18 protein-coding genes are annotated in these 23,624 nt (G+C 70.8%); 10 read left to right on the forward strand and 8 right to left on the reverse strand.

The annotated features are described in order from the left end of the window. Window positions 1–5: 5 nt before the first annotated feature. Window positions 6–968, reverse strand: coding sequence for an aldo/keto reductase (locus tag ABZ860_RS34605; RefSeq protein ID WP_357228539.1), 963 nt, complete (start codon window positions 966–968; stop codon window positions 6–8). Window positions 969–1,602: 634 nt separating this feature from the next. On the opposite strand from ABZ860_RS34605, the gene ABZ860_RS34610 reads away from it, so the two are divergent. Together ABZ860_RS34610 and ABZ860_RS34615 are read left to right on the forward strand one after the other, a co-directional pair. Beyond that, complete coding sequence (locus ABZ860_RS34610) at window positions 1,603–2,946, forward strand: hypothetical protein (protein ID WP_357228542.1); 1,344 nt, start codon at window positions 1,603–1,605, stop codon at window positions 2,944–2,946. A gap of 13 nt (window positions 2,947–2,959) precedes the next feature. After that, window positions 2,960–4,900, forward strand: coding sequence for a PQQ-binding-like beta-propeller repeat protein (locus tag ABZ860_RS34615; RefSeq protein WP_357228544.1), 1,941 nt, complete (start codon window positions 2,960–2,962; stop codon window positions 4,898–4,900). 261 nt (window positions 4,901–5,161) lie between these two features. On the opposite strand, the gene ABZ860_RS34620 is transcribed toward ABZ860_RS34615, so the two are convergent. The 3 genes from ABZ860_RS34620 to ABZ860_RS34630 are packed head-to-tail and all read right to left on the reverse strand — an operon-like array spanning window position 5,162 to window position 8,762. Then, window positions 5,162–7,339 carry a CotH kinase family protein gene (locus ABZ860_RS34620; RefSeq protein ID WP_357228547.1) on the reverse strand — a complete coding sequence of 726 codons (2,178 nt, stop codon included), beginning with the start codon at window positions 7,337–7,339 and terminating at the stop codon, window positions 5,162–5,164. Continuing rightward, a complete protein-coding gene (locus ABZ860_RS34625; protein ID WP_357228550.1) occupies window positions 7,330–8,160 on the reverse strand; it encodes a polyphosphate polymerase domain-containing protein in 831 nt (276 codons plus the stop codon). The genes ABZ860_RS34620 and ABZ860_RS34625 overlap by 10 nt, the downstream gene beginning before the upstream one ends. Further along, window positions 8,157–8,762 (reverse strand): DUF4956 domain-containing protein, encoded by a 606-nt coding sequence (locus ABZ860_RS34630; protein ID WP_357228553.1) that lies wholly within the window; start codon window positions 8,760–8,762, stop codon window positions 8,157–8,159. Before ABZ860_RS34630 ends, ABZ860_RS34625 begins: the two co-directional genes overlap by 4 nt. An 881-nt stretch (window positions 8,763–9,643) precedes the next feature. Between ABZ860_RS34630 and ABZ860_RS34635 the strand changes: the two genes are divergently transcribed. Then, complete coding sequence (locus ABZ860_RS34635) at window positions 9,644–11,104, forward strand: M14 family zinc carboxypeptidase (protein ID WP_357228556.1); 1,461 nt, start codon at window positions 9,644–9,646, stop codon at window positions 11,102–11,104. 146 nt (window positions 11,105–11,250) lie between these two features. Next, a complete protein-coding gene (locus ABZ860_RS34640; protein WP_357228559.1) occupies window positions 11,251–12,141 on the forward strand; it encodes a MurR/RpiR family transcriptional regulator in 891 nt (296 codons plus the stop codon). On the opposite strand, the gene ABZ860_RS34645 is transcribed toward ABZ860_RS34640, so the two are convergent. Continuing rightward, window positions 12,120–12,437 carry a helix-turn-helix transcriptional regulator gene (locus ABZ860_RS34645; RefSeq protein WP_357228562.1) on the reverse strand — a complete coding sequence of 106 codons (318 nt, stop codon included), beginning with the start codon at window positions 12,435–12,437 and terminating at the stop codon, window positions 12,120–12,122. The two genes, ABZ860_RS34640 and ABZ860_RS34645, sit on opposite strands and share 22 nt — an antisense overlap. Before the next feature lie 92 nt (window positions 12,438–12,529). On the opposite strand from ABZ860_RS34645, the gene ABZ860_RS34650 reads away from it, so the two are divergent. From ABZ860_RS34650 to ABZ860_RS34665, 4 genes are all read left to right on the forward strand, one after another. Beyond that, window positions 12,530–13,525, forward strand: a complete 996-nt coding sequence (locus ABZ860_RS34650; protein WP_357228565.1) for a zinc-dependent alcohol dehydrogenase family protein — start codon at window positions 12,530–12,532, stop codon at window positions 13,523–13,525. Between the two features lie 20 nt (window positions 13,526–13,545). Then, window positions 13,546–14,130 carry a hypothetical protein gene (locus ABZ860_RS34655; protein WP_357228568.1) on the forward strand — a complete coding sequence of 195 codons (585 nt, stop codon included), beginning with the start codon at window positions 13,546–13,548 and terminating at the stop codon, window positions 14,128–14,130. A gap of 52 nt (window positions 14,131–14,182) precedes the next feature. After that, a complete protein-coding gene (locus tag ABZ860_RS34660) occupies window positions 14,183–14,374 on the forward strand; it encodes a hypothetical protein (RefSeq protein WP_357228571.1) in 192 nt (63 codons plus the stop codon). 101 nt (window positions 14,375–14,475) lie between these two features. Beyond that, window positions 14,476–15,417: an MBL fold metallo-hydrolase gene (locus tag ABZ860_RS34665; protein WP_357228614.1), complete on the forward strand. Its 942-nt coding sequence runs from the start codon at window positions 14,476–14,478 to the stop codon at window positions 15,415–15,417. A gap of 8 nt (window positions 15,418–15,425) precedes the next feature. Here ABZ860_RS34665 and ABZ860_RS34670 read toward each other — a convergent pair whose 3' ends face one another. From ABZ860_RS34670 to ABZ860_RS34680, 3 genes are all read right to left on the reverse strand, one after another. Continuing rightward, the gene (locus ABZ860_RS34670; RefSeq protein WP_357228574.1) at window positions 15,426–18,917 is read right to left on the reverse strand and encodes a discoidin domain-containing protein; all 3,492 of its coding nucleotides are present in this window, start codon (window positions 18,915–18,917) and stop codon (window positions 15,426–15,428) included. Between the two features lie 17 nt (window positions 18,918–18,934). After that, the gene (locus tag ABZ860_RS34675; protein ID WP_357228577.1) at window positions 18,935–20,707 is read right to left on the reverse strand and encodes a discoidin domain-containing protein; all 1,773 of its coding nucleotides are present in this window, start codon (window positions 20,705–20,707) and stop codon (window positions 18,935–18,937) included. A gap of 183 nt (window positions 20,708–20,890) precedes the next feature. Then, window positions 20,891–21,358: a MarR family winged helix-turn-helix transcriptional regulator gene (locus ABZ860_RS34680; protein WP_357228580.1), complete on the reverse strand. Its 468-nt coding sequence runs from the start codon at window positions 21,356–21,358 to the stop codon at window positions 20,891–20,893. A gap of 104 nt (window positions 21,359–21,462) precedes the next feature. On the opposite strand from ABZ860_RS34680, the gene ABZ860_RS34685 reads away from it, so the two are divergent. Both ABZ860_RS34685 and ABZ860_RS34690 read left to right on the forward strand, forming a co-directional pair. Then, complete coding sequence (locus ABZ860_RS34685) at window positions 21,463–22,503, forward strand: aldo/keto reductase (RefSeq protein WP_357228582.1); 1,041 nt, start codon at window positions 21,463–21,465, stop codon at window positions 22,501–22,503. Further along, window positions 22,500–23,624, forward strand: coding sequence for a Gfo/Idh/MocA family oxidoreductase (locus tag ABZ860_RS34690; protein ID WP_357228585.1), 1,125 nt, complete (start codon window positions 22,500–22,502; stop codon window positions 23,622–23,624). Before ABZ860_RS34685 ends, ABZ860_RS34690 begins: the two co-directional genes overlap by 4 nt.

A 23,624-nucleotide genomic window follows, 5' to 3' on the forward strand; every position in this document is an offset into this window, starting at 1 on the left:
AGTGCTCACGTGCCCTCGGGGGAGGGCGCCCGGATGGGTACGGCCCCGGCCATGAGCTCGTCGATTCGCGCGAGGTCCTTCTCGTCCAGACGGACGTCCAGGGCGCTGACGGTCTCGGCGAGGTGTGCGGGGCGGCGGGAGCCGACGATGGCGACCTGGACCGCGGGGTGGGCCAGCACCCACGCCACGGCGATCTGCCCGACCGTGGCGCCCCGCTCCTCGGCGAAGCGGCGGAGTTCGCCGACCGCCTCCAGGTTGCGGCGGAAGGTGCCGCCGGTGAAGTCGGGACTGGCCGACCGCCAGTCGTTCGCGGGGAAGGTGGTCTTCTCGTCGAACCCGCCTCCCAGAAGCCCGTGCGCGAGGGGCCCGTACGCGAGCACGCCCATATCGTGCTCGGCGGCATAGGGGAGTACTTCGGCCTCGATGTCCCGATGGAACAGGTGGTAGGGCGGCTGCAGTACCTCGACCTGCCGTTCGGCCGAGAACGCGCGCATCTGCTCGGTGTCGAAGTTGGAGACGCCGACATGGTGGACGAGCCCCTCGTCGACCATGTTCCACAGGGCCGCCGCCGTCTCCTGCGGCGGGGTCCTCGGGTCCGGCCAGTGGACCTGATAAATGTCGATGTGGTCGACTCCCAGCGCGGTCAGGCTCTCCTCCACGCCCTGGCGGAGCCACGCGGGGCTGGAGTCACGCACCAGCTTCTCGCCGTCCATGCGGAGCCCGCCCTTGGTGGCGATGACCACCTGATCCGTTTCGCCTTCCAGCGCCCTGCCGAGCAGTCGCTCCGCGGTCCCGAACCCGTATCCCTGTGCGGTGTCGAAGATGTTGATGCCCAGTTCGCGGGCGTGGTGGATGCTGTCGATCGCCGATCGCTCCTCGATCTCGCCCCACTCCCCGCCGAACTGCCAGGTGCCGTAAGCGATAGGAGTGACCTGGAGTCGCGTGCGGCCAAGCTTTACCGTCTCCATCTGCCGCCCCTTGGAAGACGTCCCCTGAAGGTCACCTGGCCACCTACCCGGCGCTCATTCACGGAATTCGCCCTGACATGCGGAAATACGGCAAAGCCGATGCCTCCCCCCGTACGCGGGAGCGGCTGTTCGACGGGCCCGCGCCGGACCGCCGTTGTTTCTCCGAGTTCCCCGGGTCGGATGATGAGTAGCCCCTGTGTGATGGATCGTTCCATCGTCGGCTCGCCCCTGACGCGCCGGTCTGCACGAATGGCCGTACGTCCCTGCGGATTGACTGCGAGGGGCCGGCGTATTCGGCCGAGAGGCGCGAAACTCCTGGTCAGGCCGCTTATCGGCAGTACGTGCGGCGCATTTGGGCAAGCGCCGGTGCCCGCTTCTTGGCCACTGATACGCTTTACGCCTTTCGGTAACTCTGAGCATTTACGGGGCAAGAGTGACGACGGGGCCTGGTTATCACCAGCAGTATCCGCCTCAGCCGCCGCCGCAGTGGCAGTCCGCACCTCCCCCTCCACCTCCGCCTTCACCGCAGTGGCAGTACGGCCCTCCACCACAGCAGTGGCAGTCTCCACCGCAGCAGTGGCAGCCTCCGCCTCCGCCTCCCCCTCCTGCGCCCGGACGCAGGACCGGGCTGTGGGTGACGCTGGGCATCGTGTCCCTCGTCCTCGTCGTCGCGGTGGGTGCGGGTGTGGGCCTCGTCCTGCGGGGCGGCGGCTCCGGCGACGACTCCACGGGCGACGCCGCCACCGACCCGAACACGGTCGTCGTGAAGGACGACGAGATCACCAAGCTGGTCCAGGCGCACAGCAGGGCGCTGGCCTCGGGTGACGCCAAGGCGTTCACCTCGATCTTCGACCAGAAGAACGCCTCTCTGGTCCGCGACCAGGCGAGAGTCTTCGCCAACCTGCGCAAGATGCCGCTGGCCGAGAAGTCCTATCAGGTGTTGCGCCGCCAGGGCCGGGCTCAGGACAGTTTCGGGCGGGGCGTGAAGTTCACGCAGGACGTCGCGTTCGTCCACCGGTTCGCCGGCATCGACCTGCGCCCCGTGTCCGAGTGGTACCGCTGGACCATCGAGAAGGCGTCGCCGAAAGCGCCCCTCGTCGTGACGAAGGTGGAGGGCGCGCCGCCGACGATCAGCGGCGAGGCGTCGAAGACCATGTACTTCCCCGGGCCGTGGGACATCTGGCCGAGCATCGTGGTGGAGAAGGCGGGCGACAGCCTGGTCCTCGCGCGGCCGAAGGACGCCGCCCTGGCCCGGCGGGTCGCGCCCACCGTCTCCGCCGCCGCCGCGAGCGATCTCGCCTTCTGGCAGAAGAACGGCGATCCGGACGCGGCGGTGCCGACCGGGTTCGTGGTGGCGCTGGTCGAGGGGAAGGCCCAGCTCGGCAAGCTGTTCCGTACGGCCAAGGCGAACGAGGCCGGCGTTTCGATCCCGATGCCGAGCTGGGGGATCGCGAGCGACACCGTGAAGATCGGCGGCACTCGCGTCGTTATGGACACGACGTCGGAGTTCTTCAGCAACGAGCAGGGGATCATGGAGATCTCCGAGCACGAGCTCGCGCACTCGCTCGTCGCCGGGCTCGACAGCGCACAGTTCGCTCTGTTCGGCCGGGCGAACTGGATCACCGAGGGCTTCGCCGAGTACGTCGCCGGCCGTGACCGGCCGATCAACGCGAGCCGGCGTTTCGGCGAGGGCCGCGCCTACGTGGCAGGGCAGCTCGCCATGCCGTTCGACGGGAAGCTGCCGACCAACGCCCTCTGGGACTTCAAGCAGATGACCAGCGTCAACTACCTCATGGGGCATCTGGCCATGCGGTTCGCCGCCCAGAAGTACGGCGAGCGGAAGCTGGTAGAGGGCGTGATCGCGGCTTACCGGGCGCCGGGCGACGACAGCGAGGCCGCCCTGTTCCAGGCGCTCGGCGTGACGAGGGCGGACTTCGAGCGGCAGTGGGCGGGCTACGTCCGCGCCCAGCTCGCGTGATCGGGGGACAGGCATGACGGATCAGCACACCGGGAACCCCTACGGCGGGTCCACTCCGCCCTCGCCGTACCCCTACGGCCCGGGCCGATCGCCCTACGGCGGACAGGAACAGCCGCACCTCGCCCTGGGACAGCCCGGCGACGCCGGGAGTTGGAGCCACCAGCCCGCACCCAATCAGCCGGGCTATGGCCAGGCCGCACCCGGCCAGCCTGCGTACGGGCAGCCGGCGTACGGGCAGCCGGGTGGTCAGGGGCAGTGGGGTGGACCCGCGTCGCAGGGGCAGGGCGGGCCGGGTCCGCAGGCCCCGGCCCCTCCGGCGTACGGCCCGCCCGGCCAGACCTCGCCGTGGGGTCCCGGCGCGCCCGCGCCGTACGGCCGGCCGGGCCAGGGCGGACCGGGCCAGGGCCAGCCGGCGCCGGACCAGCCGGGTCAGGGATATCCGGGCTCGCCCTATCCGCAGCCCTGGGGGCAGCCGCAGCCGGGCCAGGCGGCTCCGGCCCCCGCGTCACCCGGGCAGGGGCAGACGCCCTGGTATCCGGGCCAGCAGGGCTACCCCGGTCAGCAGGGCTACGCCGGTCAGCAGGGAGGCTACCCCGGCCAGGGCTATGCCGCTCCGGGGCAGCCCGTCCAGGGGCATCCGCCGCAGCGGCAGGCACCGGGCGGCAAGGGCAGGACGGCCCTGTTCGTCGTGCTCGGGCTGGTGGTGCTGCTGGCGGTGGGCGCGGGGACCGCCTGGTTCGTCGCGGGCGGCGGTTCCGGCACCGAATCCGGCGGGGGCGCGGGGGAATGGTCCGTCCCGCTCGCGAGTGCCGACAGCATGGACTTCACCCAGGGGCTCTCGTTCGCGGGCTGGCTGACCGACAAGACGGTGATCCGGGTGCAGCGGGACGGGGTGCTCGCCTACGACCTGGCCTCGGGCAAGCGCGCCTGGGGCACCCCCTCGCCCGGCGACCAGCTCTGCGGCGCCACCGCCGGCCTGACGAACGGCAAGGGCGCCGTGGCGTACGGCAGCGACCAGCTGTGCGACCACCTGGCCGGCGTCGACGCGACGACAGGAAAGATCACCTGGAAGATCAAGATTCCGGCGGAGAAGTCCCGGCTGGCCAACGCGCTCACGGTGCCCCGGATCATGGACGCGGGCGACGTCGCCGTGGTGTACGCGAACGACGTCTTGTCCGGCTACCGCCTGTCGGACGGCGCGAAGCAGTGGACGGCCCGGTTGGCCGAGGGCTGCCACATCAAGGATGTGAACACGGCGGCCACCCGGGTGGCCCTGCTCCTCGACTGCAGCTTCGAGGGCTCGGGCAACTTCGTGCAGGCGCTCGACCCGAAGAGCGGCAGGGCCGTATGGCGATACAAGATGGGTGATCTCAGCCTGATGAGCCTGGTGCTGTCGGCCGACCCGCTGGTCGTCCGGCAGGAGGAGGGCGACAAGAGCACCTTCCTCGCTCTCGACGACCGAGGCGGAAAGCTCAGCGAGTTCACGACCGGCAAGGTGGACATGCTCGCCATGAACACGGTCGCGTTCGTGGACGGGATGTTCGAGCAGCGTCGCTACGCCGTGCACGGCGACCGCCTCTACCTCACGACCTTCCCCGAGAACGTGCCGGGCAAGGCGCGATCGAGCGACAAGGCGCTCGCCTTCGACCTCAAGACCGGCAAGAAGCTGTGGGAGTCGTCCGGCACCCGGCCCACGATGCTGAATCTCGTCCGCGCCGACGACCACGGGCTGCTCGCCCTGGAGGTCGGCGACTGGCGCGACCTGTCTCCCCGGCTCGTCCGTCTGGACGCGGCGACCGGTAAGGCGGCGGAGGTGGCGGAGCTGCCTCAGAAGTACGGCACCGAGGGGGACGACGCGCGGGTCTTCGAGCGGAACGGCGCCGTCGTCATCGTGCCGTGGACGTCGGTCGCGGTGAAGCACGCGGTCGTCTACGTCGACACCAAGGAGGGCTGACCGGGGGACCGGCGGCGGGGCCTGCCGTCCGAGACCGCGATGCGCCGGCCGTCGCTCTGCCACCCGAGGTCGTCGTCGAGTTGCTCGCGGACGACGACTGGCAGGTGGTGCAGGCGGCCGGCACCAACCCGTCACTGCCGCTCACGGTGATGTCGGCGCTGGTGTCCTCGCCCGGCCGGGTGGGCGGTTGATTCCTGTGCAGTACGACAGGACACGAGGTCCCGCCCGGTGATCGGACGGGACCTCGCCGGCTCCTTCAGGTCACGGGCTGGTGCAGGTGGCCGTCGGGGTGGCGGCCGATCCGTTGCCGATGAAGCCGAAGGTCGTGGTCGCGTTGGCCGCGAGCGAGCCGTTCCACGACTCGTTGCGCACCGTCACGGCCGAGCCGGAGCCGGAGCGCACGCCTCCCCACAACTGGGTGATGGTCTGCGAACCGGGCCAGGTCCAGTTCACGGTCCAGCCGTTGACGGCGGAGCTGCCCGCGCGCACCGTGACCTCACCCTGGAAGCCGCCGGACCAGGAGTTCACCACCCGGAACGTCGCCGAGCAGGCGCCGGACACTCCGCCGGACGGCGAAGGGCTCGGGCTCGGGCTGGGTGACGGACTGGGCGACGGACTGGGGCTGGGCGAGCGGCTCGGGCTCACACTGGGCGAGGGGCTCGCACTGGGCGAGGGGCTGGGGCTGGGCGACGTGACCGCACCGCCCCACCCCGCCGTCGAGTCCAGCCAGGCCGCGCGGCGCAGCGCCCAGTCGCGCAGGTACTGCACCTGGCCCTGCCAGGTGGACGCGGTCGGGGTGTTGAAGAAGCCGATGGTGCGCGTCGTGAGGTTCGGCCAGCGCTGGAAGTTGCGCTGGGCGGCGTTGGTCAGCGGCTGGGCGAGCGCGTCGATTCTGCTCTGCAGCGCGGCGTCGGACAGCACGCCGCGGCGCAGCGTCTGCCAGCGCGCCCTGACCTGGTCGGCGAAGGCCGGGTCCCGCATGAGCTGGGTGAACCAGTCGTTGGCGATCGGCTGCCGGGTCTGCTGATACTGCCAGCCCGCGGTCTGGTCGTTCTGGAAGAACCCGCCCACGCCGAACGTGAGGTCGTAGTCCCACAGCGGACCGGCGAAGATCTTCGTGTCCCGGTCCTTGTAGAAGTAGGCGCTGCGGTAGTTGGCGTCCATGTTCCGGCTCAGCTCGTAGACGATCAACTGGTCGACGAAGGAGTTCACGTCGATGTACGCCCGATAGCCGGTGTTCGGGTCGGCGAAGTTCTGCGAGTGCAGCACGTTGTGGAATTCCTGGATGTAGCTTCGCAGCCAGTCCTTCTGCTGCGGCTGCAGCGGCGAGGGGTCGACCACTTCGAGGTAGCTCCAGCAGGTGGCCGACGATCCACTGCACGGCAGCGTCGGCTCCTCCGCGGCCATCCACTCGAACTTCCAGATGTACCCGCCCGTGAGCTTCGGCAGGGTCGTGTCGTCCTCGTGCAGCTTCTTGAGGTCGAGACGGTCCTTCGAGTTCTTGATCGTCTCGACGAGCATGTAGACGCCCATGTAGTCGTCGGCCCCCACCGGACCGGCGTCGGTGTTGAGGTAGAGCTCCACGAACCGATACCGGGGAACCTTCAGCCCCATCTCCTTGCCCAGGTCAAAGACCAGGGCCTCGCGGATCAGCGACTTGTCGGGGAACGGCCCGCGCAGCACCCAGTCGGAGTCGGCGGGCATCCCCAGCACCGGGTAGTCGGCGTCGTCGTTGTCGTTGTCCCAGAACTCGAGGCGATACGGCGCCTTCTCGTACGAGGCCGACGACTGCCCCCGCAGGTGGAATCCGGCGCGGGTGGCGACCACAGGAGCCGCGGCCAGCGACGTCGTCGCACCGCCGCCTGGTTCGAAGATCATGGTGGCGGCGTCGAGATAATCCCTGCCGGGCTTGCCCTTGCCGTACGAGTCGAGCAGGACCAGCGGCAGGTCATGGGCCGTGGTGGTGGCGGTGGCGGCGTACAGGGCCGTTCCGGGCTTCCCGGACGCCGTGCCCCCCACGAAGGCCTGGGCGCGCAGCTGGGTCGTGCGGGTGAGCTGCAGCGGCTGGCCACCGTAGAGCGCCGACTGCGCGGTGGGCGGCGTTCCGTCGGTGGTGTAGCGGATCTGCGCGCCGCTGACCGCGGTGCTCAGCGACACCGACACCTGTCCCTGGAAGGTGCCGCTGGGCACGGAGAAGACGATGTCGCCGGTCAGGTCGTCCGCCGCTGCGGACGCCGCGGCGGCGTCGGCGGTCGCGAACGCCGTCGCGGCGGTGCTCGCGGCGCGGCCGGCCGGTCCGGCGGCCGCCGACGACGGGTACGCGTTGAGGGGCCCGGCGAGGAACCCGGTGAGGAGCCCGGTGAAGAGCGTGGCGGCGACCGCGGTCCTCGTGACGCGGTGGGCCGCCGTGACGCCGGTGCTGCGGAGCGTCAGACGCACGATGCCTCCTGTTCGGGGCGGTGGGAGATGTCCGGCGCCGGATCCATCGGCGACACGGCGTCGCGGAAGTGGCGGCGCAGCGTCCGCCGCCACGGCGCGTCGGGCAGGTCGGGGCGGAGCGCGGCCAGGCCGGTGGCGTACTTGGAGATGCGGGCGGGTCTCATCCCGGCCCGCCACAGCATGCGGTCGACCGTCGTGGCGGCCGAGGCGCTCTTGGTCTCGACCACGGCGAGGCCGGGCAGCCGCAGCGCGGAGTCGCCGTGCCGCCAGGCGAGTCCGGTGTCGAGGGTGACCCGGCTCGCGGTGTCCGGCAGCAGCAGGGTGGCGCGGTGGTAGTCGGTCACCAGGACCGGGGCGAGGGAGCTTCGGGCGGCGGGGCCGATCGACTCGCGGGCGAGTGCCTCGTCGACGAAGTCGCGCCCGGGGGCGACCGTGCCGCAGTCCCGCGGATCGTAGGGCAGGCGGTGTTTGGTGATGCTGCCCCGCGCGCCACTGATCTTGACCTCGAGCCAGCACTGGGCGGAGTCGAGATAGGTGCGGGTGCGCACCTTGAAACGCCGGCGCCTGCGATAGGCCGCGCAGTGGTAGCTGGACAGCTGAGGGGTGTCGAAATACACCGACTGGTAGCGGAAAGTGCGTTCGCCGTCGATGTCCAGCACCTGGGCGTACGGCACGAGCCGTTCCAGCAGAAGGGGCAGCGTCTCCGCCGGGACCAGATACTTGCGGTCCACCCTGGTCTGCAACGCGGCCCGGTCGACCAGCTCGCCGAGCCCGACGGGGGCCAGCCGCGCCAGGGCAGGCCCGATCGGCATCGTGGTCATCGGCGCGCTCCGGCGTGTGCGGGCGCCTCGGGTTCGGCGGTCAGCGCCCGATCGGTCAGCGCGTACCGGACGTCGACCACGGTGGTCTCGTTGACCAGGTCGAGCCGTTGGACGGTGACGGCGTGCACCCGGGCGTCGAGGAGTTGCTCCAGGTGCGCGACGAGCGCGACATGGTCGGTGAAGGCCGATTCGAGCACCAGGATCTGGTGCCGGTAGTGGCGGAACAGCCGCCGGTGGTCGCCGAAGAACATCACCGCGAGGATGAGCGCCATCATGCCGCCGCTGAGCCAGACCGAGCTGGTGCTCACCGCGCCGAGGATGCCCAGGGCGAGGGCCGAGAAGTAGTAGGCGACCTCGTGCTGGTCGAGTTCGGTCGAGCGCAGGCGGATGATGGACAGCACACCGAACAACGCCATCCCCAGCCCGAGCCCGGCGCCGACGTTGCTCGCGCTCAGCGCGCTCGCCACCGCGAGGACGCCGATGTTGACCCCCAGGTAGGAGACGACCAGGTCGCGTCGGCGGTGTCGTGGGAAATAGAGCCCGAAGACGAGCAATGCCACCGCGCAGATGTCGATCGCGAACAGGACGAGCTGTGCCAACACGTTCGTTCCTCCTGAGTCGCCGCCGGGGTGGGCAGGGCACCGCCCGCTTCTCCACACAGGCCTGTCGAAACTTTCGGATACAGAGAGAAACTTTCGGGAACTCGTGCGGAACAATAGGTGAATCACAGGTGTCGAGTCAACGAACATCTGATACGCGATCGTGTCAGAAACGGGAGAAGCCTCCTGGTTGACCTTGACAAAGGCATGTAGACCGTCGGTTCGCCGAGAGTGAAGGGCGTGCCGCGGCGGGACGCATCCCGGTGAAAGTTTCACCTTTCCGGCTCGGGAAATCGGGTGCCTCTGATTACCGGATGGCCGGCGTCGGAGCCGCCCGCCGGTGACCGCCGCCCCCCGCGCCCGCGTCGTGGTGGTGTGGCCGCGAACCCGGCCCTGCGCACGGAACCTGTGAGCGCGAGATGGGCCCCGCGTCGCCGAAACGCCACCGCAAACGCGAGACGGCCGATCCCGCCGCGAGGGCGGGATCCCGGCCCTCACCCCGCGAATGCCTTTCTCCCTGCCGGCCTATAGGCCTGTGGCGTCGAGTTCGCCGGCCCTCCGCATATCGGCGCGAGCCGCGGATGGCGGCTGTTCGAAGGACGTCCGCGGCGCGAAACAAAACACGCTCGACGGAGGCCGATCCTCCGGCGCCCTCTCCCCGCACCTCGGGCGTCACGTGCGGGTGCGGAAAATCACCGCCGCGTTTTCCGTACGTGCGGAGAAAGCCGTCGATCAGTGGTTGACAGCCTCACATTCACCCCGCAGACTTACTGAAACTTTGCAGTCAGCGGCTGTTCGGGGGGCGTCGCGTACTGCCGAAAGACGGCCCGGAGAAAAGGACGCGTTTTCGTTTCCCGATCGTCCGCGGCTGAGAAAGGTTCAGCATGTCTTCAGGAGGCACGTCCCCCTCCACTGCCTCTGTCCTCGGGAAACGCGTTCTCACGCTGGCGCTGGGCGTCGGTCTTCTGGGAGGCCTCGGCATTCCGGCCGCCGGCGCCGGTGTCGCCGCCACGGCGGACTCCCAGGCGATCGCCCGGCAGCAGGCGCCGAGCCTGCCGAGCGGACGGACCGCATACCGGACGATCACGGACTACAACGACGAGATGCTGGCGCTGAGCGCCCGGCACCCCGGCCTGGTCAAGCACATCACGCTGCCGCACAAGACCCGCCAGGGCCGGGAGGTGTACGGCATCGAGGTCACCCACGACGTCGACGCCGCCGACGGCAAGCCGGTGTTGCTGATGATGGGCGTCCACCACGGCAACGAATGGCCCTCCGGCGAGCACACGATGGAGTTCGCCTACGACCTGATCGGCAACGACGGCAAGGACCCCGAGGTCACGCGCCTGCTCGACAAGGCGCGGGTCATCTTCGTCCCGGTCGTCAACGTCGACGGGTTCGTCATCAACCGGCGTACGAGCTGCGGCCTGTCCCCGACGTGCGCGAGCAGCGCCGGGGTCGACATCAACCGCAACTACCCCTTCGGCTGGGGCAGCAACGCCGGATCCAACGCGACGACCCGGGGCCCGGGGCCCGGCTCCGAGCCCGAAGTGCAGAACATCATGGACCTGACCAAGAACAACCAGGTCACCGTCCTGATCACGAACCACACCTCCGGTCACACCGTCCTCCGCCCGCCGCTGGAGAAGCGCGCGGGCGACACCCCGGACGAGGCCGTCTACGCCGCCCTGACCGACGCGATCACGGCCGAGAACGGCTACACGGGCATGAAGTCGGGCTTCGACTACGAGACGACCGGCGAGACCCCCGACTGGTCGTACTACGCGACCCGCGGCCTCGGGTTCACCTTCGAGATCATGAAGACCCAGTCGACCACGAACACCTACTCCGAGGTGATCGAGGACTACACGGGCACCGGTCGCTACGAGGGCAAGTCGAACCGCGAGGCGTTCATGGTTGCCCTGGAGTACGCGGCCGATCCGGCCGGGCACTCCGTCATCACCGGCAAGGCGCCGAAGGGCGCGGTCCTGAAGATCACCAAGGACTTCGACCTGTGGACCGCGCCGATCCGGCAGGCCGGCAACGTCGTCGATCCGCCCCAGAAGGTTCCCACCCACCTGGAGTCGACGCTGGTCACCCCGGCCAACGGCACGTTCGCCTGGCACGTCAACCCGTCCGTACGGCCGGCCCCGGCCTACACCGAGACCGGCGTCGTCGCCACCGGGCCGGGCAAATTCGTCAAGGAGAGCTGGACGCTCACCTGCGCCCGCCCGACCGGCGAGGTTCTCGAGACGGTGCACGTGACCGTCGACCGGGGCGAGCGGGTCGATGTGCGGCTGCAGGAGTGCAAGACGAGGTTCAACGGCAACGGCCCGAAGAACTGACCGACATCACGACGCGGTGTAGCCGGGCGGTCCCCACGGGGGCCGCCCGGCGGCGTTGCATCCGGCAGGCGCTTCGCGATTCACGAGTGAGGCGACCGGTCTGGGGGCCGGGTCCGTCACTCCACGAAGAAGGGAAGTGTTCCAGGATGAGGCACGTCCCAGAGTCCGGCCGGTCGCTCGCCGTGCTGGACGCCGCCCGGATCGTCGCGAACCTGCGGACGCTCTTCGACGGCCACCGCCTCTCGCCGTCACAACGCCGGATCGCGCGCTACCTGCTGGACAACGCGCAGGAGGCCGTCTTCTTCACCAGCGCGGACCTCGCCGGGCGCGTCGGCGTCAGCCAGCCGTCGGTCACCCGCTTCGCCGCCGCGCTCGGGTTCCGCGGGTTCCCGGAGTTCCGGGAGGCGCTGCGCACGTCCGTGTTCGGCGATCGGCCGTCGCCCGCGACGGACGATCGTTTCAACGAGATCCAGGAACTGGTCAACTCCGAGATCCGCGACCTCGAACGGCTGCGCGACGGCCTGGCCGATCCCGGCCAGCTCCGGCGGGTGGCGGGCCGGCTGGCCGGGTCGAGCCCGCTGCTGGTCATGGGCCTGCGGATCTCCGCGCCGCTGGCGCATCTGTTCGGCTACCTCGCCGAGAAGGTGCTCCCGGACGTACGCGTGCTGGACGTGCCGGGCTCGATCCTGGAAGACCGGCTGAGCAGGGCGGCGGAGTCGGGTGCAACATGGGTGCTCGCCATCGGCCTGCCGCGCTATCCGCGTGAGCTGGAGCAGGGCCTCGTCTGGGCGCGGCGGGTCCGGCTGAAGGTCGCCCTCGTCACCGACCAGCCGGTGGGCCGGCTCACCGACCTCGCGGACGAGGTGCTGATCGCCCCGGTGAGCTCGGGCTTCGCGTTCGACTCCCAGGCCGGCCCGACGGTCCTGTGCACCGCGCTGCTGCACACCATGCTGGACACCCTCGCCGCCGAGGGACAGGCCCGGCTGGAGGCGTTCGACGACAGGGCCGCGGAGCGTCAAATCTTCTTCGCCGGCTGACGGGTGAGGGCGTCGAGCAGACCGGGGAACACCTCGTCCATCTCGGCGCGGCGCAGGGAGTTCATCCGCGACGTCCCGACGTAGTACTGCCGGATCAGGCCCGCCTCCCGCAGCACGTTGAAGTGGTGGGTGGCGGTGGACTTGCTGACCGGGATGTCGAAGCCCCCGCAGGGGAGGTCCGTGCCGGAGGCGTCGAGCTGCGTGACGATGCTCCGGCGCACCGGATCGACGAGCGCCTCCAGCACCTGCTGGAGGTCGCACTGCGACACCTCTGGATGTGGCGGCGTTCGTCCCATGGCCCCCATAGTATGACAATCGTCGAAGTTTGACAGCGATCGTACTTTGGCCGCAGAGTGGACCCCGATCACGACGAGCGGAGGACGGCGACATGGCGAAGACGGTGCGGTTCCACGAGATCGGCGGGCCCGAGGTGCTGCGGCTGGACGACCTGGAGCCGGGCGACCCGGGGCCGGGCGAGGTGCGGATCCGGGTGGAGGCGATCGGCCTCAACAGGGCCGAGATCCTGTTCCGGCACGACCGCTACATCGAGCCGGTGAAGCAGCTGCCCGCCAGGCTCGGCACCGAGGCCGCCGGTGTGGTGGAGGCGATCGGCCCGGAGGTGGCCGAGTTCGCGGAGGGTCAGCCGGTCAGCGTCCTGCCGGGCTTCTTCTCGCAGAACGACTACGGCGTCTACGCCGAGCAGGCGGTCGTGCCGGCGTCCGCGCTCCTGTCCCGCCCCGACGGGATGGACGCGATCACCGGTGCGGCGGTGTGGATGCCCTACCTCACGGCCTACGGCGCGATGGCCGAGGTGGCCGGGCTGCGCCCGGGTGACGTGGCGGTGATCACCGCGGCGTCCAGCAGCGTCGGCCTGGCCGCGATCCACACGGCCAACCGCATCGGGGCCACGCCGATCGCCGTCACCCGCACCCCTGCCAAGAGGCGGCGGCTGATCGAGGAGGGCGCGGCCGAGGTCGTCGTCTCCGACGAGGAGGACGTCGCGGGGCGCGTGCTGGAGCTGACCGACGGCAGGGGCGCCGAGTACGTCTTCGACGCCGTCGCCGGGCCCGGCGTGACGGAACTGGCCAGGGCCGTCGCCCCTGACGGCACGTTGCTGCTGTGGGGCGCCCAGAGCGGGCAGCCGACGCCCTATCCGGGGTTCGACCTGGGCATGCCCGCGCTGAACATGCGTACGTTCACGGTGCTGGAGATCACCAAGGACCCGGGGCGGCTGCGCCGCGCCGTCGCCTTCGTGGCCTCGGGCCTGCGCACGGGCGCCTTCCGCCCGGTGGTGGACCGCCTGTTCCCGCTGGAGGAGGTCGTGGAGGCCCATCGGCACATGGAGTCCGGCGCCCAGGTCGGCAAGATCGTCCTCACCGTGTAGCAGACCGTGCAGCAGTGAGCGTGGCGACGTGGGGCGACCCATCGCGCACGGTGCCCGGCTACAGCATGGGCGAACCCTTCGGCGGCACGCCCGCCTATCGTCGGGAGTTCGCACGGGGTGACACTCCGGTCGGCCCGGAAGACTTCGACGACTGGGTCGTCCGCACCGTGCTCAACCCGGAGACGCCTCTGTTCCGCGAGGCCCGCTACCTCCTGGCCGAGGAGCCTGACCTGCGTGACAGCGCCCTGTATCTGTCCGTCCTGGCGGCCGTCGCCGACGGCAACGCCACGCGCGGCGGGATGGCCGGCTACCTGGAACGCAAGGCGACGGACATCGCGCACCCCATCAACGTCCTCGAAGACGCCGGCCTGCTGCATCGCGATTCGGACGCCTTCCGGGACAACCGCGCCACCTACCGCATCTCCGAGCCGTTGATCCGCTTCTATCACGCCATCATGCGGCCGGTCTGGGACCAGCTCGAGCGACCGGGCAGTGCCGCCCGGGTCTGGCAGGCCAGCCGCCGCCGCTTCGTCGGCAACGTCCTCGGTCCGCACTTCGAGCAGATCTGCCGTGAGTGGGCGCTGCACCACGCCGGGCATCGCTGACGGCGGCAAACCGCCGCTTCTGGCCATCGGCGAAGCCAAATGGAACGACGCGATGGGAATCGCACACATCGAACGTCTCCGGCACATCCGCGACCTGATCGCCGGGTCCGGCCGTTACGACACCACGGGCACCCGTCTCATCTGCTTCAGTGGCACGGGATTCGGCGACAGGGCGCTGGCGCAGGAGGCTGCCTCGCCTGATGTGCACCTGATCGGCCTGCCGGCTCTGTACGGCCGGGCCTGACGCGGCCGGCCGCCGCATCACGTACTCGGTCGCCGGACATCTCCGGACCGTCGATAGGGTCCCCCTTGGGTAGGGCGCCGACGAGAGGATTCGTGAGCGTGGTGGAGCGGGCCGACGGGGCAGGGTTGCACGAGGCAGGGCTGCACGAGGTGGTGCCGGGGATCTTCGCCTGGGTGCAGCCGGACGGCACCTGGTGGGTGAACAACGCCGGAGCCGTGGCAGGGGACGACGGCGTCCTGATCGTCGACACCTGCGCGACCGAGGCGCGCACCCGGCGGTTCCTCGGCGCGGTCGCCGAGGCGACCGGCGACGCCCCGGTCCGGATGGCGGTGAACACCCACCAGCACGGGGACCACTGCTACGGCAACAGCCTGCTCCCGAAGGACACGATCGTCCTCGGGCACGCGGCGATGAGAGAGGCGTTGCTGGCCGATCCGATCATCGACGGCTGCCCGCCGGTGTGGACGCCGGTGCCCGACTGGGGACACGTGACGCGCCGCCCGCCGTCGGTGGTGTTCACGTCCGAGTTGACCGTCCATCTCGGGGCGCGCCGCGTCGAGTTGCGGCACCCCGGCCACGCCGCCCACACCCCCGGGGACGTGGTGGCGTGGCTGCCCGGCGAACGGGTGCTGTTCGCCGGAGACCTGCTGTTCAACGGGCTCACGCCGCTGGTGCTCATGGGGTCCCTTGAGGGGGCGTTGCGGTCGCTGGACTGGCTGGCGGCCTTCGAACCCGAGCACGTCGTGCCGGGGCACGGGCCGCTCGCCACCGCCGCCGAACTGCCGGAGGTTCTGGCCGCGCACGAGCGGTACTACCGCTTCGTCCTCGACACCGCCCGGGCGGGACGTGAGAACGGGCTCACCCCGCTGGCCGCCGCGCAGGCGGCCGGCCTGGGCGAGTTCGCCGGATGGGCGGACGCCGAGCGCCTGGTGCTCAACCTGCACCGCGCCTACGCCGAGGCCGAAGGCGGCGAGGTGGATCTCCTCGCCGCCTTGGCCGACGCCATGACCTGGCACGGCGGGCCGCTGCCCACGTCAGTCTGAAGCGGGCGTCACGACCAGCCCTGCAGGCCGGCTCCGTACGGATAGAGGGGGTTGCCGTAGGTGGTGGGGACGGTCTGGCCCGCGTCGATGCGGGCCCGGATCTCCGACCGCTGGGCGGCGGTCGCGCCCAGGTCGTAGGGGAGGTTCCAGTCCTCGACGGCGTCGGCGAGCACGTCGCCGCCGCCCGGCTTGAGGATCTGGTCGAGGCTGCGCGGGAGTTGCCACGGCAGACGCCCGCGCGGCGTGTAGTCGCCGAACAGGAGGCTCGCCGTGGCCGGGCCGACCTCCTCACCGCCCCGGTACGTCACCACGATGGCGTCGGCCAGGCCGTTCCACTCGCTGATGACGATGGGCCGGGGGAGGGTCAGCACGACGACCACCGGAATGCCCTGGTTCTTGAAGTTCTGGATGACGGCCAGCTGGTCGGCGGGCAACTGGGGTTGCTCCTTCACCCAGGCGGTGGCGTGCGTGTAGGTCGGCTCGCCGACCGCCACGATCGCGAGCTTGGGCGAGGGCCCGGTGTCCTGGTAGACGTTGACCCCCGCGGTGGCCGCCCGCGCCTTGACCGCGTCGAGGAGGGTCTGCGAGCCGTACTCCTGGTGGAAGAAGCTCGTCCAGATGCAGCAGGCCGACCCGTCGGTGGCCCGCGGACCGGCCACCACGACGTTGTCGCCCGCCTTGAGCTTCAGCGGCAGCACGCCGCTGTTCTTGAGCAGCGTGACGGACCCCCGGGCGGCCTGGTCGGCGAGCGCGACGTACGACGGCTGGTGGAAGCGGTAGGGCCCGTTCACCGGGTCGCCGTACGGGCGCTCGAACACGCCCAGCGTGAACTTCAGGCGCAGGATCCGGGTCACCGCGTCGTTGATCCGCGCGATCGGGACGTTTGCGAGGAAGGTCGCCATGGTGAACCCGGTGGCTCCGGGGTCGGCTCCGCCCATCACGTCGGAGCCGGCGTTGGCGGCCTTGACCCAGACCGAGGACGGCAGCCAGTCGGTGGTGATGAGACCGGTGTAGCCGAGGTTGTTCCGCAGGTAGTCGAGGATCGGCTTGCTGTCGCCCGCGCCCGAGCCGCCCGGATCGAGGTAGGAGCTCCCGGCGTAGCCCGGCATGATGTTGACGGCGCCGGCCTCCATCGCGGCCCTGAACGGGATCATGTGGTACTTGATCGTCACCGCGTCGTAGGTGATCCCCGCCTCGCCGCCCGCGCCCTCGCCCGGCCAGTGCTTGACGGTCGCCAGGACGGACGCGGGGTTGAGCTCGGGGCCGCCCTGGAGCCCGGACACGAGCGCGCGGACCTGGGCGGCGGCGACGTCGGCGTTCTCGCCGTTGCCCTCCTGGATGCGCGGGTAGAGGACCTTGGTGCCGACCTCGGCGAGCGGGCCGAGCACGCCGCGCGCCCCGACCTCCAGCTCCTCGCGCCGCTGCATGTCGCCGAGCTTGTAGTCGAGCGCGTAGTCCTTGCCCGCGGCGAGCGTGCTCTGCAGGGGGTAGGTGGTCTGGTATCCGGCGATGGTGTCGCCCGCCGAGACGGGCGGAATGCCGAGCCGGGTTCCGGACGCGCCGAGCAGCACGGCGTGCAGGTCGTTGGGCAACGCCGGACCGAAGTGCCAGCCCGAGAGCGGGTAGGTCTGGGCGTTGTAGAACATCTGGTAGGCCTTCTCCTCCGGCGTCATCCTGCCGAGAAGGTCGCTGACTCTGGTTTCGACCGGCAGCCGCCAGTTCTCGTACGGCTCGATCGTGCCGTTCTTGTTGAGGTCGCGGGCGCCGTTGACGACAGGGACGCCGTCGGCGACCTGCTCGATGTCGGGCAGATACAGGCTGAAGGTGCGGATGTTCGACGTCGTCCTGGCACCCGACCCGCTCACCGCGACGACGAACCACTTGTACGTCCACCGGTCGGGGATGTCCCAGGTGGGGGTGTAGCTCGTGCCGGTCGGCTCGGCGACCTTGGTGTAGAGGTCGATCAGGTTGCCCGGGGCGGTGAAGTCGTAGTCGGTGCGGCTGACGTTCAGCCAGACCTCGTAGCGCACCGCGCCGGAGACGGCCGCCCAGGAGAACGCGGGCCGCCGGGTGTCGGTGATCATGGCCTTGTCGGCGGGGGCGGACAGCGCGAACTGGCCGGTGGTCGCCGGGGCCTTGGTGGGCGGGGACAGCAGGGGCGCGGTCGTGGCCGCCGTGTCCACGGTGCCGAAGACCTGGAACTCCCAGAGCGAGTAGCCGTAGCCCGTCGCGCGGGCCGTGCCGACGAAGCGGACGTAGCGGCCGTCGCCGGTGACGTTCAGGTTCTCGACGCCGCCCCTGCCGCTGGTCGTGGTGTGGATCGGCGTCCACGATGTGCCGTTGGCGGACACCTCGATCCGGTAGCCGGTGGCGTACGCGGACTCCCAGTTGAGCGTGACGCCGGTGATGTGGGCCGCCCCGCCGAGGTCCACCCGCAGCCACTGGTCGTCGGAGTACTGGCTCGACCAGCGGGTCGTCGTCCGCCCGTCGAGCGCCGCGGCCGGAGCGTTGCCGCCCTCCCACGACGAGGCCGTCACCTGCTTGTACGCCGAGATCGGTGTGCCGCTCGGCGGTGGGTCGGTGGGGCCGCCCCCGCCGCTGGTGTGCACGGCGAACTCCCACAGGGAGTAGCCGTAGCCGGTGGCGCGTGCGGTGCCGTAGAGGCGGACGTAGCGGCCGGAGCCGTTGACATCGAGGGTCTGCGTGCCGCCGGTGCCGGTGGTGGTGGAGTAGAGGTCGGTCCAGGTGGAGGCGTTGCCGGACACCTGGATCTTGAACGCGGTGGCGTAGGCGGCCTCCCAGGTCAGGACCACCTTGCAGATCGTCGTGGCCGAGCCGAGGTCCACCTGGAGCCACTGCGGGTCGGCGGCGGCGCTCGACCAGCGGGTGCCGGGGTCGCCGTCCACCGCCGCGGACGCGGGCGTCCCGGCGTTCTCGGTGGACGAGGCGGTCGCGGGCCGGTTCAGCGCGCTGTCGGGGCCGGTGCAGCCCGAGGACGTGCCAGTGGAGCCGTAAACCTGGAACTCCCACAGGGAGTAGCCGTAGCCGGTGGCGCGTGCGGTGCCGTACACGCGCACGTAGCGCCCGGAGCCGTTGACATCGAGGGTCTGCGTGCCGCCGGCGCCGGTGGTGGTGGAGTAGACGTCGGTCCAGGTGGAGGCGTCGGCGGACACCTGGATCTTGAAGGCCGTGGCGTAGGCGGCCTCCCAGGTGAGGGTGACCTGGCTCAACGTCGCCGTGGCACCGAGGTCGACCTGGAGCCACTGCGGGTCGCCGAACGCGCTGGACCACCGGGTGCCGGTGTTCCCGTCGACGGCGGCCGACGCCGGTGTGCCGGCGTTCTCGGTGGACGAGGCCGCCACGGTCTTGCCCTGCGACAGCAGGACGGGCGCGGCGTGGGCGGGCCCGGCGACGACGCTCGCGAGCAGCGCCAGCGCCACCGCCAGGACGAGGGCCAGGACGAGAGGGAGTCCGCGCCGGAGCGGAAGGGTGTGCTTCATGCCGTCTCCTGCCTGCGCTACCAGCCGACCGCGACCAGCAGCCACTGCGGGTCGCCGTGGGAGATGAACGAGGACTGGCCCGCGTAGTCGTCGTAGGGGAAGCCGTAGGCGAGCTTGCCGATCGCGTGGTCGTGCCAGAACTTCGCGTAGTAGTTCGCCGGGGCGGCCTTGTAGTAGTTCGACGGGTCCGACTGCTGGGCGTCGGACAGCCCGGCGACGTGGCGGTTCAGCGCCGCGCACATCTTCGGGGCCTCGGCGAGCGGCCCGGCGCACCCGGTGACCTGCGAGGTCGTCGCCGTCACGCCCTGCTGGGCGGCGTAGCCGGTGAAGTAGTTCGCGTACGCCCCGCCCGGCTGGAAGATCGACGCGCTGCCCGGAGCCGGGATGCGGTAGGGCGCCTGCACCTGGGCCAGCGGCTTGAACTCGGCCGGCACCTCGTCGATGAACCGCTGGAACGTCGCCGCGCGGGACTCGGCGAACGTGGCGTAGTCCTCGCCGACCGCCACGTCGTAGCCGTCGCGGGCGTGCAGGCGCATCGCGAGCTTCAGGCCGAACGCGTCGACGCGGGTGGTGTTGCCGTTGAAGACCGAAGGCCCGACGGTGAACTCGATGAAGTCGTAGTACTGGCTGGTGGGGGAGCCGAGGTAGAAGTACATCCGGCCCGCCGTGTTGGCCGGCATGTCGAAGTAGGGCTGCTCGGCGATCGAATGGACCTGGCCGTTGTAGCTCCAGTAGACCTGCGAGTCGGGATACTGGCCGTTGGTCCGATTGAGGATCTTGACCATGACGACGTTCCTGGCCGCCGGGATGGTCGAGGTGTCGCCCCAGAAGGCGTCGGGCGGGGTCGTCGGGCCGGTCGTCGGATCGGTCGAGCCGCCCGTGGTGTTCACGGTGAAGCTCCACAGCGAGTAGCCGTACGCGGTGGCGCGTGCGGTGCCGTAGAGGCGGACGTAGCGGCCGGAGCCGTTGACGTTGAGAGTTTGCGTGCCGCCGGTGCCGGTGGTGGTGGAGTAGAGGTCGGTCCAGGTGGAGGCGTCGCCGGACACCTGGATCTTGAAGGCCGTGGCGTAGGCGGCCTCCCAGGCCAGGACGACCCTGCAGATCGTCGTGGCCGAGCCGAGGTCGACCTGGAGCCACTGCGGGTCGCCGAACGCGCTGGACCAGCGGGTCGCGCTGTTGCCGTCGACGGCCGCCGACGCGGGCGTCGCGGCGTTCTCGGCGGAGGAGGCGGTCGCGGGCCTACCCTGGGCGGCGTCGGCCGTGCCGCAGCCGGTGCCGGACGTCGTGCCGTAGACCTGGAACTCCCACAGGGAGTAGCCGTACGCGGTGGCGCGTGCGGTGCCGTAGAGGCGGACGTAGCGGCCGGAGCCGTTGACATCGAGGGTCTGCGTGCCGCCGGTGCCGGTGGTGGTGGAGTAGAGGTCGGTCCAGGTGGAGGCGTTGCCGGACACCTGGATCTTGAAGGCCGTGGCGTAGGCGGCCTCCCAGGTGAGGGTGACCTGGCTCAACGTCGCCGTGGCACCGAGGTCGACCTGGAGCCACTGCGGGTCGCTGAACGCGCTGGACCACCGGGTGCCGGTGTTCCCGTCGACGGCGGCCGACGCCGGTGTGCCGGCGTTCTCGGTGGACGAGGCCGTCGCGGGTCTGCCCTGCGACAGCAGCGCGGGCGCGGCCGTGGCCGGCGCGGACACGGCCGCCGCCGCGATGACGCAGGCCACGACGAGGACCAGTGCGCTGAGCACGGCCGTCAGGGCGCGGCGCCTGGGATGGATCGTCGAACGCTCTCTCATGATGGCGATTCCTCTTCGGGGGGTGAACGGGGCGAGCCCTGCCCCAGAGAATGATCGCCTTCGATACTTAGGTCAATACTTGAATTTAGTAGAAGATCTTGACGGGTGACGTGACGGCGGCCGCCGGTCGGGAGTCGGCGCTCGCCTGGCTCCCGGCCGCCTGGGCGGCTCCGCGTCCCGGTCCTACAGCCGCCCGAACACGGAGGCCAGCGTTTCGATCTCCTGCGCGGAGAGCTTGTCGGTGAAGTGGCGGCGCACCGCGGCGTCCAGGCCGGGGTGCGCGGCGGTGACGGCGGCGTGCCCGGCGTCGGTGAGGGTGACGAGGACGCCGCCGGCGCGCTCGCGGGTGACGAGCCCGCGGTTGCCCATGCGGGTGAGCTGGTGGGAGATGCGCGTGCGATCCCAGCCGAGTGACGCGGCGAGCTCGCTCTGGCGCAGGGCGCCTCCCGCCTTGCTGAGGTGGACGAGGATCGTCAGGTCCGGCTCCGACAGGCCCGCCGCCTCGGCGGTGTCCGCGATCACGCGGGCCCGGACGACCTCGTGGGCGCGCTTGAAGGCGGACCAGAAGTCGACGGGCTCCGGCGCGGCGCCGGTCGTGACGCCGGTCGTGGCGTCGTCCGATGTGGCGGCCTCTCCGTTCCGTGTTGACATATCAACATCCTCTTCCTAGTGTTGAAATATCAACGCTAACAGACAGGTGCGCTCGCAGCTGCCCTGTCGGCGACGTCCACGCTTCTCGCCCCGCAGGAGGCGCCATGCGAACCCGACCTCTTGGAACCGGCGGCCCTCAGGTCGCCCCCATCGCCCTGGGCTGCGCCGGCATGTCCGACCACACCGCCCCCGACGACGAGGCCGATGCCATCGCCGCGATCCGCACCGCCCTCGACGCCGGCGTCACCCTCCTCGACACCGCCGACTTCTACGGAATGGGCCACAACGAGGACCTCATCCGCCGCGCCCTGCGCGCCGGCGATCGCGACAAGGCGCTCCTCAGCGTCAAGTTCGGCGGTCTGCGCGGCCCTGACGGAGCCTTCGTCGGCATCGAGGGCCGGCCCGCCCATGTCAAGAACGCGCTCGCCTACTCGCTGCGCCGCCTCGGCAGCGACCACGTCGACATCTACCGGCCCGCGCGCCTCGCCCCCGACACCCCGATCGAGGACACGATCGGCGCGATCTCCGAGCTGGTGCAGGCCGGGTACGTGCGCCACGTCGGGCTCTCCGAGGTGGGACCGGAGACCATCCGCCGTGCCCACGCCGTGCACCCGATCTGTGATGTACAAGTCGAATACTCCCTGTTCAGCCGTGCTCCCGAAACCAACGGCATCCTGGACACCTGCCGCGAGCTGGGGATCGCCGTCACCGCCTACGGGGTCCTCGCGCACGGCCTGCTCACGGGCGCCTACCGGGAACCCGCCGGAGGCGACCCGCGCGCCCACTGGCTGCCCCGCTTCCACCCCGGCAATCTCGCCGCGAACCTCACCCTCGTCGAGCGGCTGCGGCCGCTCGCCGACGCGCACGGCGTCAGCGTCGCGCAACTCGCCACCGCCTGGGTCGTCGCCCGCAGCCGCGAGCGCGGCACCGTCGTGGCGGTCCTGGGCACCCGCCGGCCGCACCGCGTCGAGGAGGCCCTGGCCGCGGCCGACATCGCCCTGACCGACACGGACCTCCGCGCGATCGACGAGGCCGTCCCGGCCGGCGCGGTGGCCGGCACCCGGTACGCCGCACCCCTCATGGCTCTGCTGGACAGCGAGCGCACCCCGAACCCGTCTACAGAGAGAACAGGTCGCGAATCATGAACGCATCCACGTCACCGCTCGCCGAGCTGGCCCGGTCCGGGAAGCCGATCGGAGTGGGGATCATCGGGCTCGGGGCGGACGGAAGCTGGGCCGAGCGCTCTCACCTGCCGGCCCTGCGCGCCGTCCCGGGTTACGAGCTGAGGGCCCTGAGCACGAGTTCGACACAGTCGGCGGAGCGCTCGGGACACAAGCACGGAGTGTCGCGCACCTTCGGGACGGCGGCCGAACTGGCCGCCTGCGACGAGGTGGACCTCGTGGTCGTGGCGGTGAAGGTGCCGCACCACCGGGAACTGGTGCGCACGGCGCTGAGCGCCGGAAAGAGCGTGCTGTGCGAGTGGCCGCTGGGCAACGGGCTCGCGGAGGCCGCGGACATGGCGCGGCAGGCGCGCGACCGCGCCGTGCCGACCGTCGTCGGGCTCCAGGCGCGGTCGCACCCGGCCCTGGCCTACGTGCGCGATCTCGTGGCCGACGGCTACGTGGGGGAGGTGCTGTCGACGACGGTCGTCGGCTCCGGCGGCGCCTGGGGCGCCACCGTCGGCCCCGGCGATCACTACGTGCTCGACGCCGCCAACGGCGCGACGCTGCTGACCATCCCCTTCGCCCACACCCTCGACGGGCTCGCGTCCGTCCTGGGAGAGCCCGAGGAGTTGCGGATCCACCTGGCGTCGCGGCGTACGTCGGCCGTGGACACCGGGAGCGGACGGCCCGTGCCCATGACCGCCGCCGACCAGGTGGTGGCCTCGGGACGGCTGCCGGGCGGCGCGGTCGCCGCCTTCCACTACCGCGGAGGCGTGTCCCGGGGCGTCAACTTCCGCTGGGAGATCAACGGCACCGAGGGCGACCTCGTCCTCACCGCCCCGATCGGCCATCTCCAGCTCAGCCCGATCACGATCGAAGGCGGCCGCGGGACGTCCACCGGGCTCGCTCCCCTGCAGGTGCCGGAGTCATACGTTCGCGTTCCGCGGCTGGACCCCCGCGCCGACGCGCCGGCCTACGCGGTCGCCCACGCCTACCAGCGGTTCCTTACCGACCTGCGCGAGGGCGGCACTTCGGGCGTGCCCGATTTCGCGCACGGCGCCGCCCGGCACCGCAGCATCGAATCCGCCGTCGCGGCACCCTGA

The sequence above is a fragment of the Microbispora sp. NPDC046973 genome (assembly GCF_040644495.1).
GTDB lineage: Bacteria > Actinomycetota > Actinomycetes > Streptosporangiales > Streptosporangiaceae > Microbispora.

Bases quoted from the DNA above. Each gene is read 5' to 3' on its own strand.
- ABZ860_RS34605 (WP_357228539.1), bottom strand. From the start codon at position 968: ATGGAGACGGTAAAGCTTGGCCGCACGCGACTCCAGGTCACTCCTATC.
- ABZ860_RS34615 (WP_357228544.1), top strand. From the start codon at position 2,960: ATGACGGATCAGCACACCGGGAACCCCTACGGCGGGTCCACTCCGCCC.
- ABZ860_RS34625 (WP_357228550.1), bottom strand. From the start codon at position 8,160: ATGACCACGATGCCGATCGGGCCTGCCCTGGCGCGGCTGGCCCCCGTC.
- ABZ860_RS34635 (WP_357228556.1), top strand. From the start codon at position 9,644: ATGTCTTCAGGAGGCACGTCCCCCTCCACTGCCTCTGTCCTCGGGAAA.
- ABZ860_RS34640 (WP_357228559.1), top strand. From the start codon at position 11,251: ATGAGGCACGTCCCAGAGTCCGGCCGGTCGCTCGCCGTGCTGGACGCC.
- ABZ860_RS34645 (WP_357228562.1), bottom strand. From the start codon at position 12,437: ATGGGACGAACGCCGCCACATCCAGAGGTGTCGCAGTGCGACCTCCAG.
- ABZ860_RS34650 (WP_357228565.1), top strand. From the start codon at position 12,530: ATGGCGAAGACGGTGCGGTTCCACGAGATCGGCGGGCCCGAGGTGCTG.
- ABZ860_RS34660 (WP_357228571.1), top strand. From the start codon at position 14,183: ATGGGAATCGCACACATCGAACGTCTCCGGCACATCCGCGACCTGATC.
- ABZ860_RS34670 (WP_357228574.1), bottom strand. From the start codon at position 18,917: ATGAAGCACACCCTTCCGCTCCGGCGCGGACTCCCTCTCGTCCTGGCC.
- ABZ860_RS34675 (WP_357228577.1), bottom strand. From the start codon at position 20,707: ATGAGAGAGCGTTCGACGATCCATCCCAGGCGCCGCGCCCTGACGGCC.
- ABZ860_RS34680 (WP_357228580.1), bottom strand. From the start codon at position 21,358: ATGTCAACACGGAACGGAGAGGCCGCCACATCGGACGACGCCACGACC.
- ABZ860_RS34685 (WP_357228582.1), top strand. From the start codon at position 21,463: ATGCGAACCCGACCTCTTGGAACCGGCGGCCCTCAGGTCGCCCCCATC.
- ABZ860_RS34690 (WP_357228585.1), top strand. From the start codon at position 22,500: ATGAACGCATCCACGTCACCGCTCGCCGAGCTGGCCCGGTCCGGGAAG.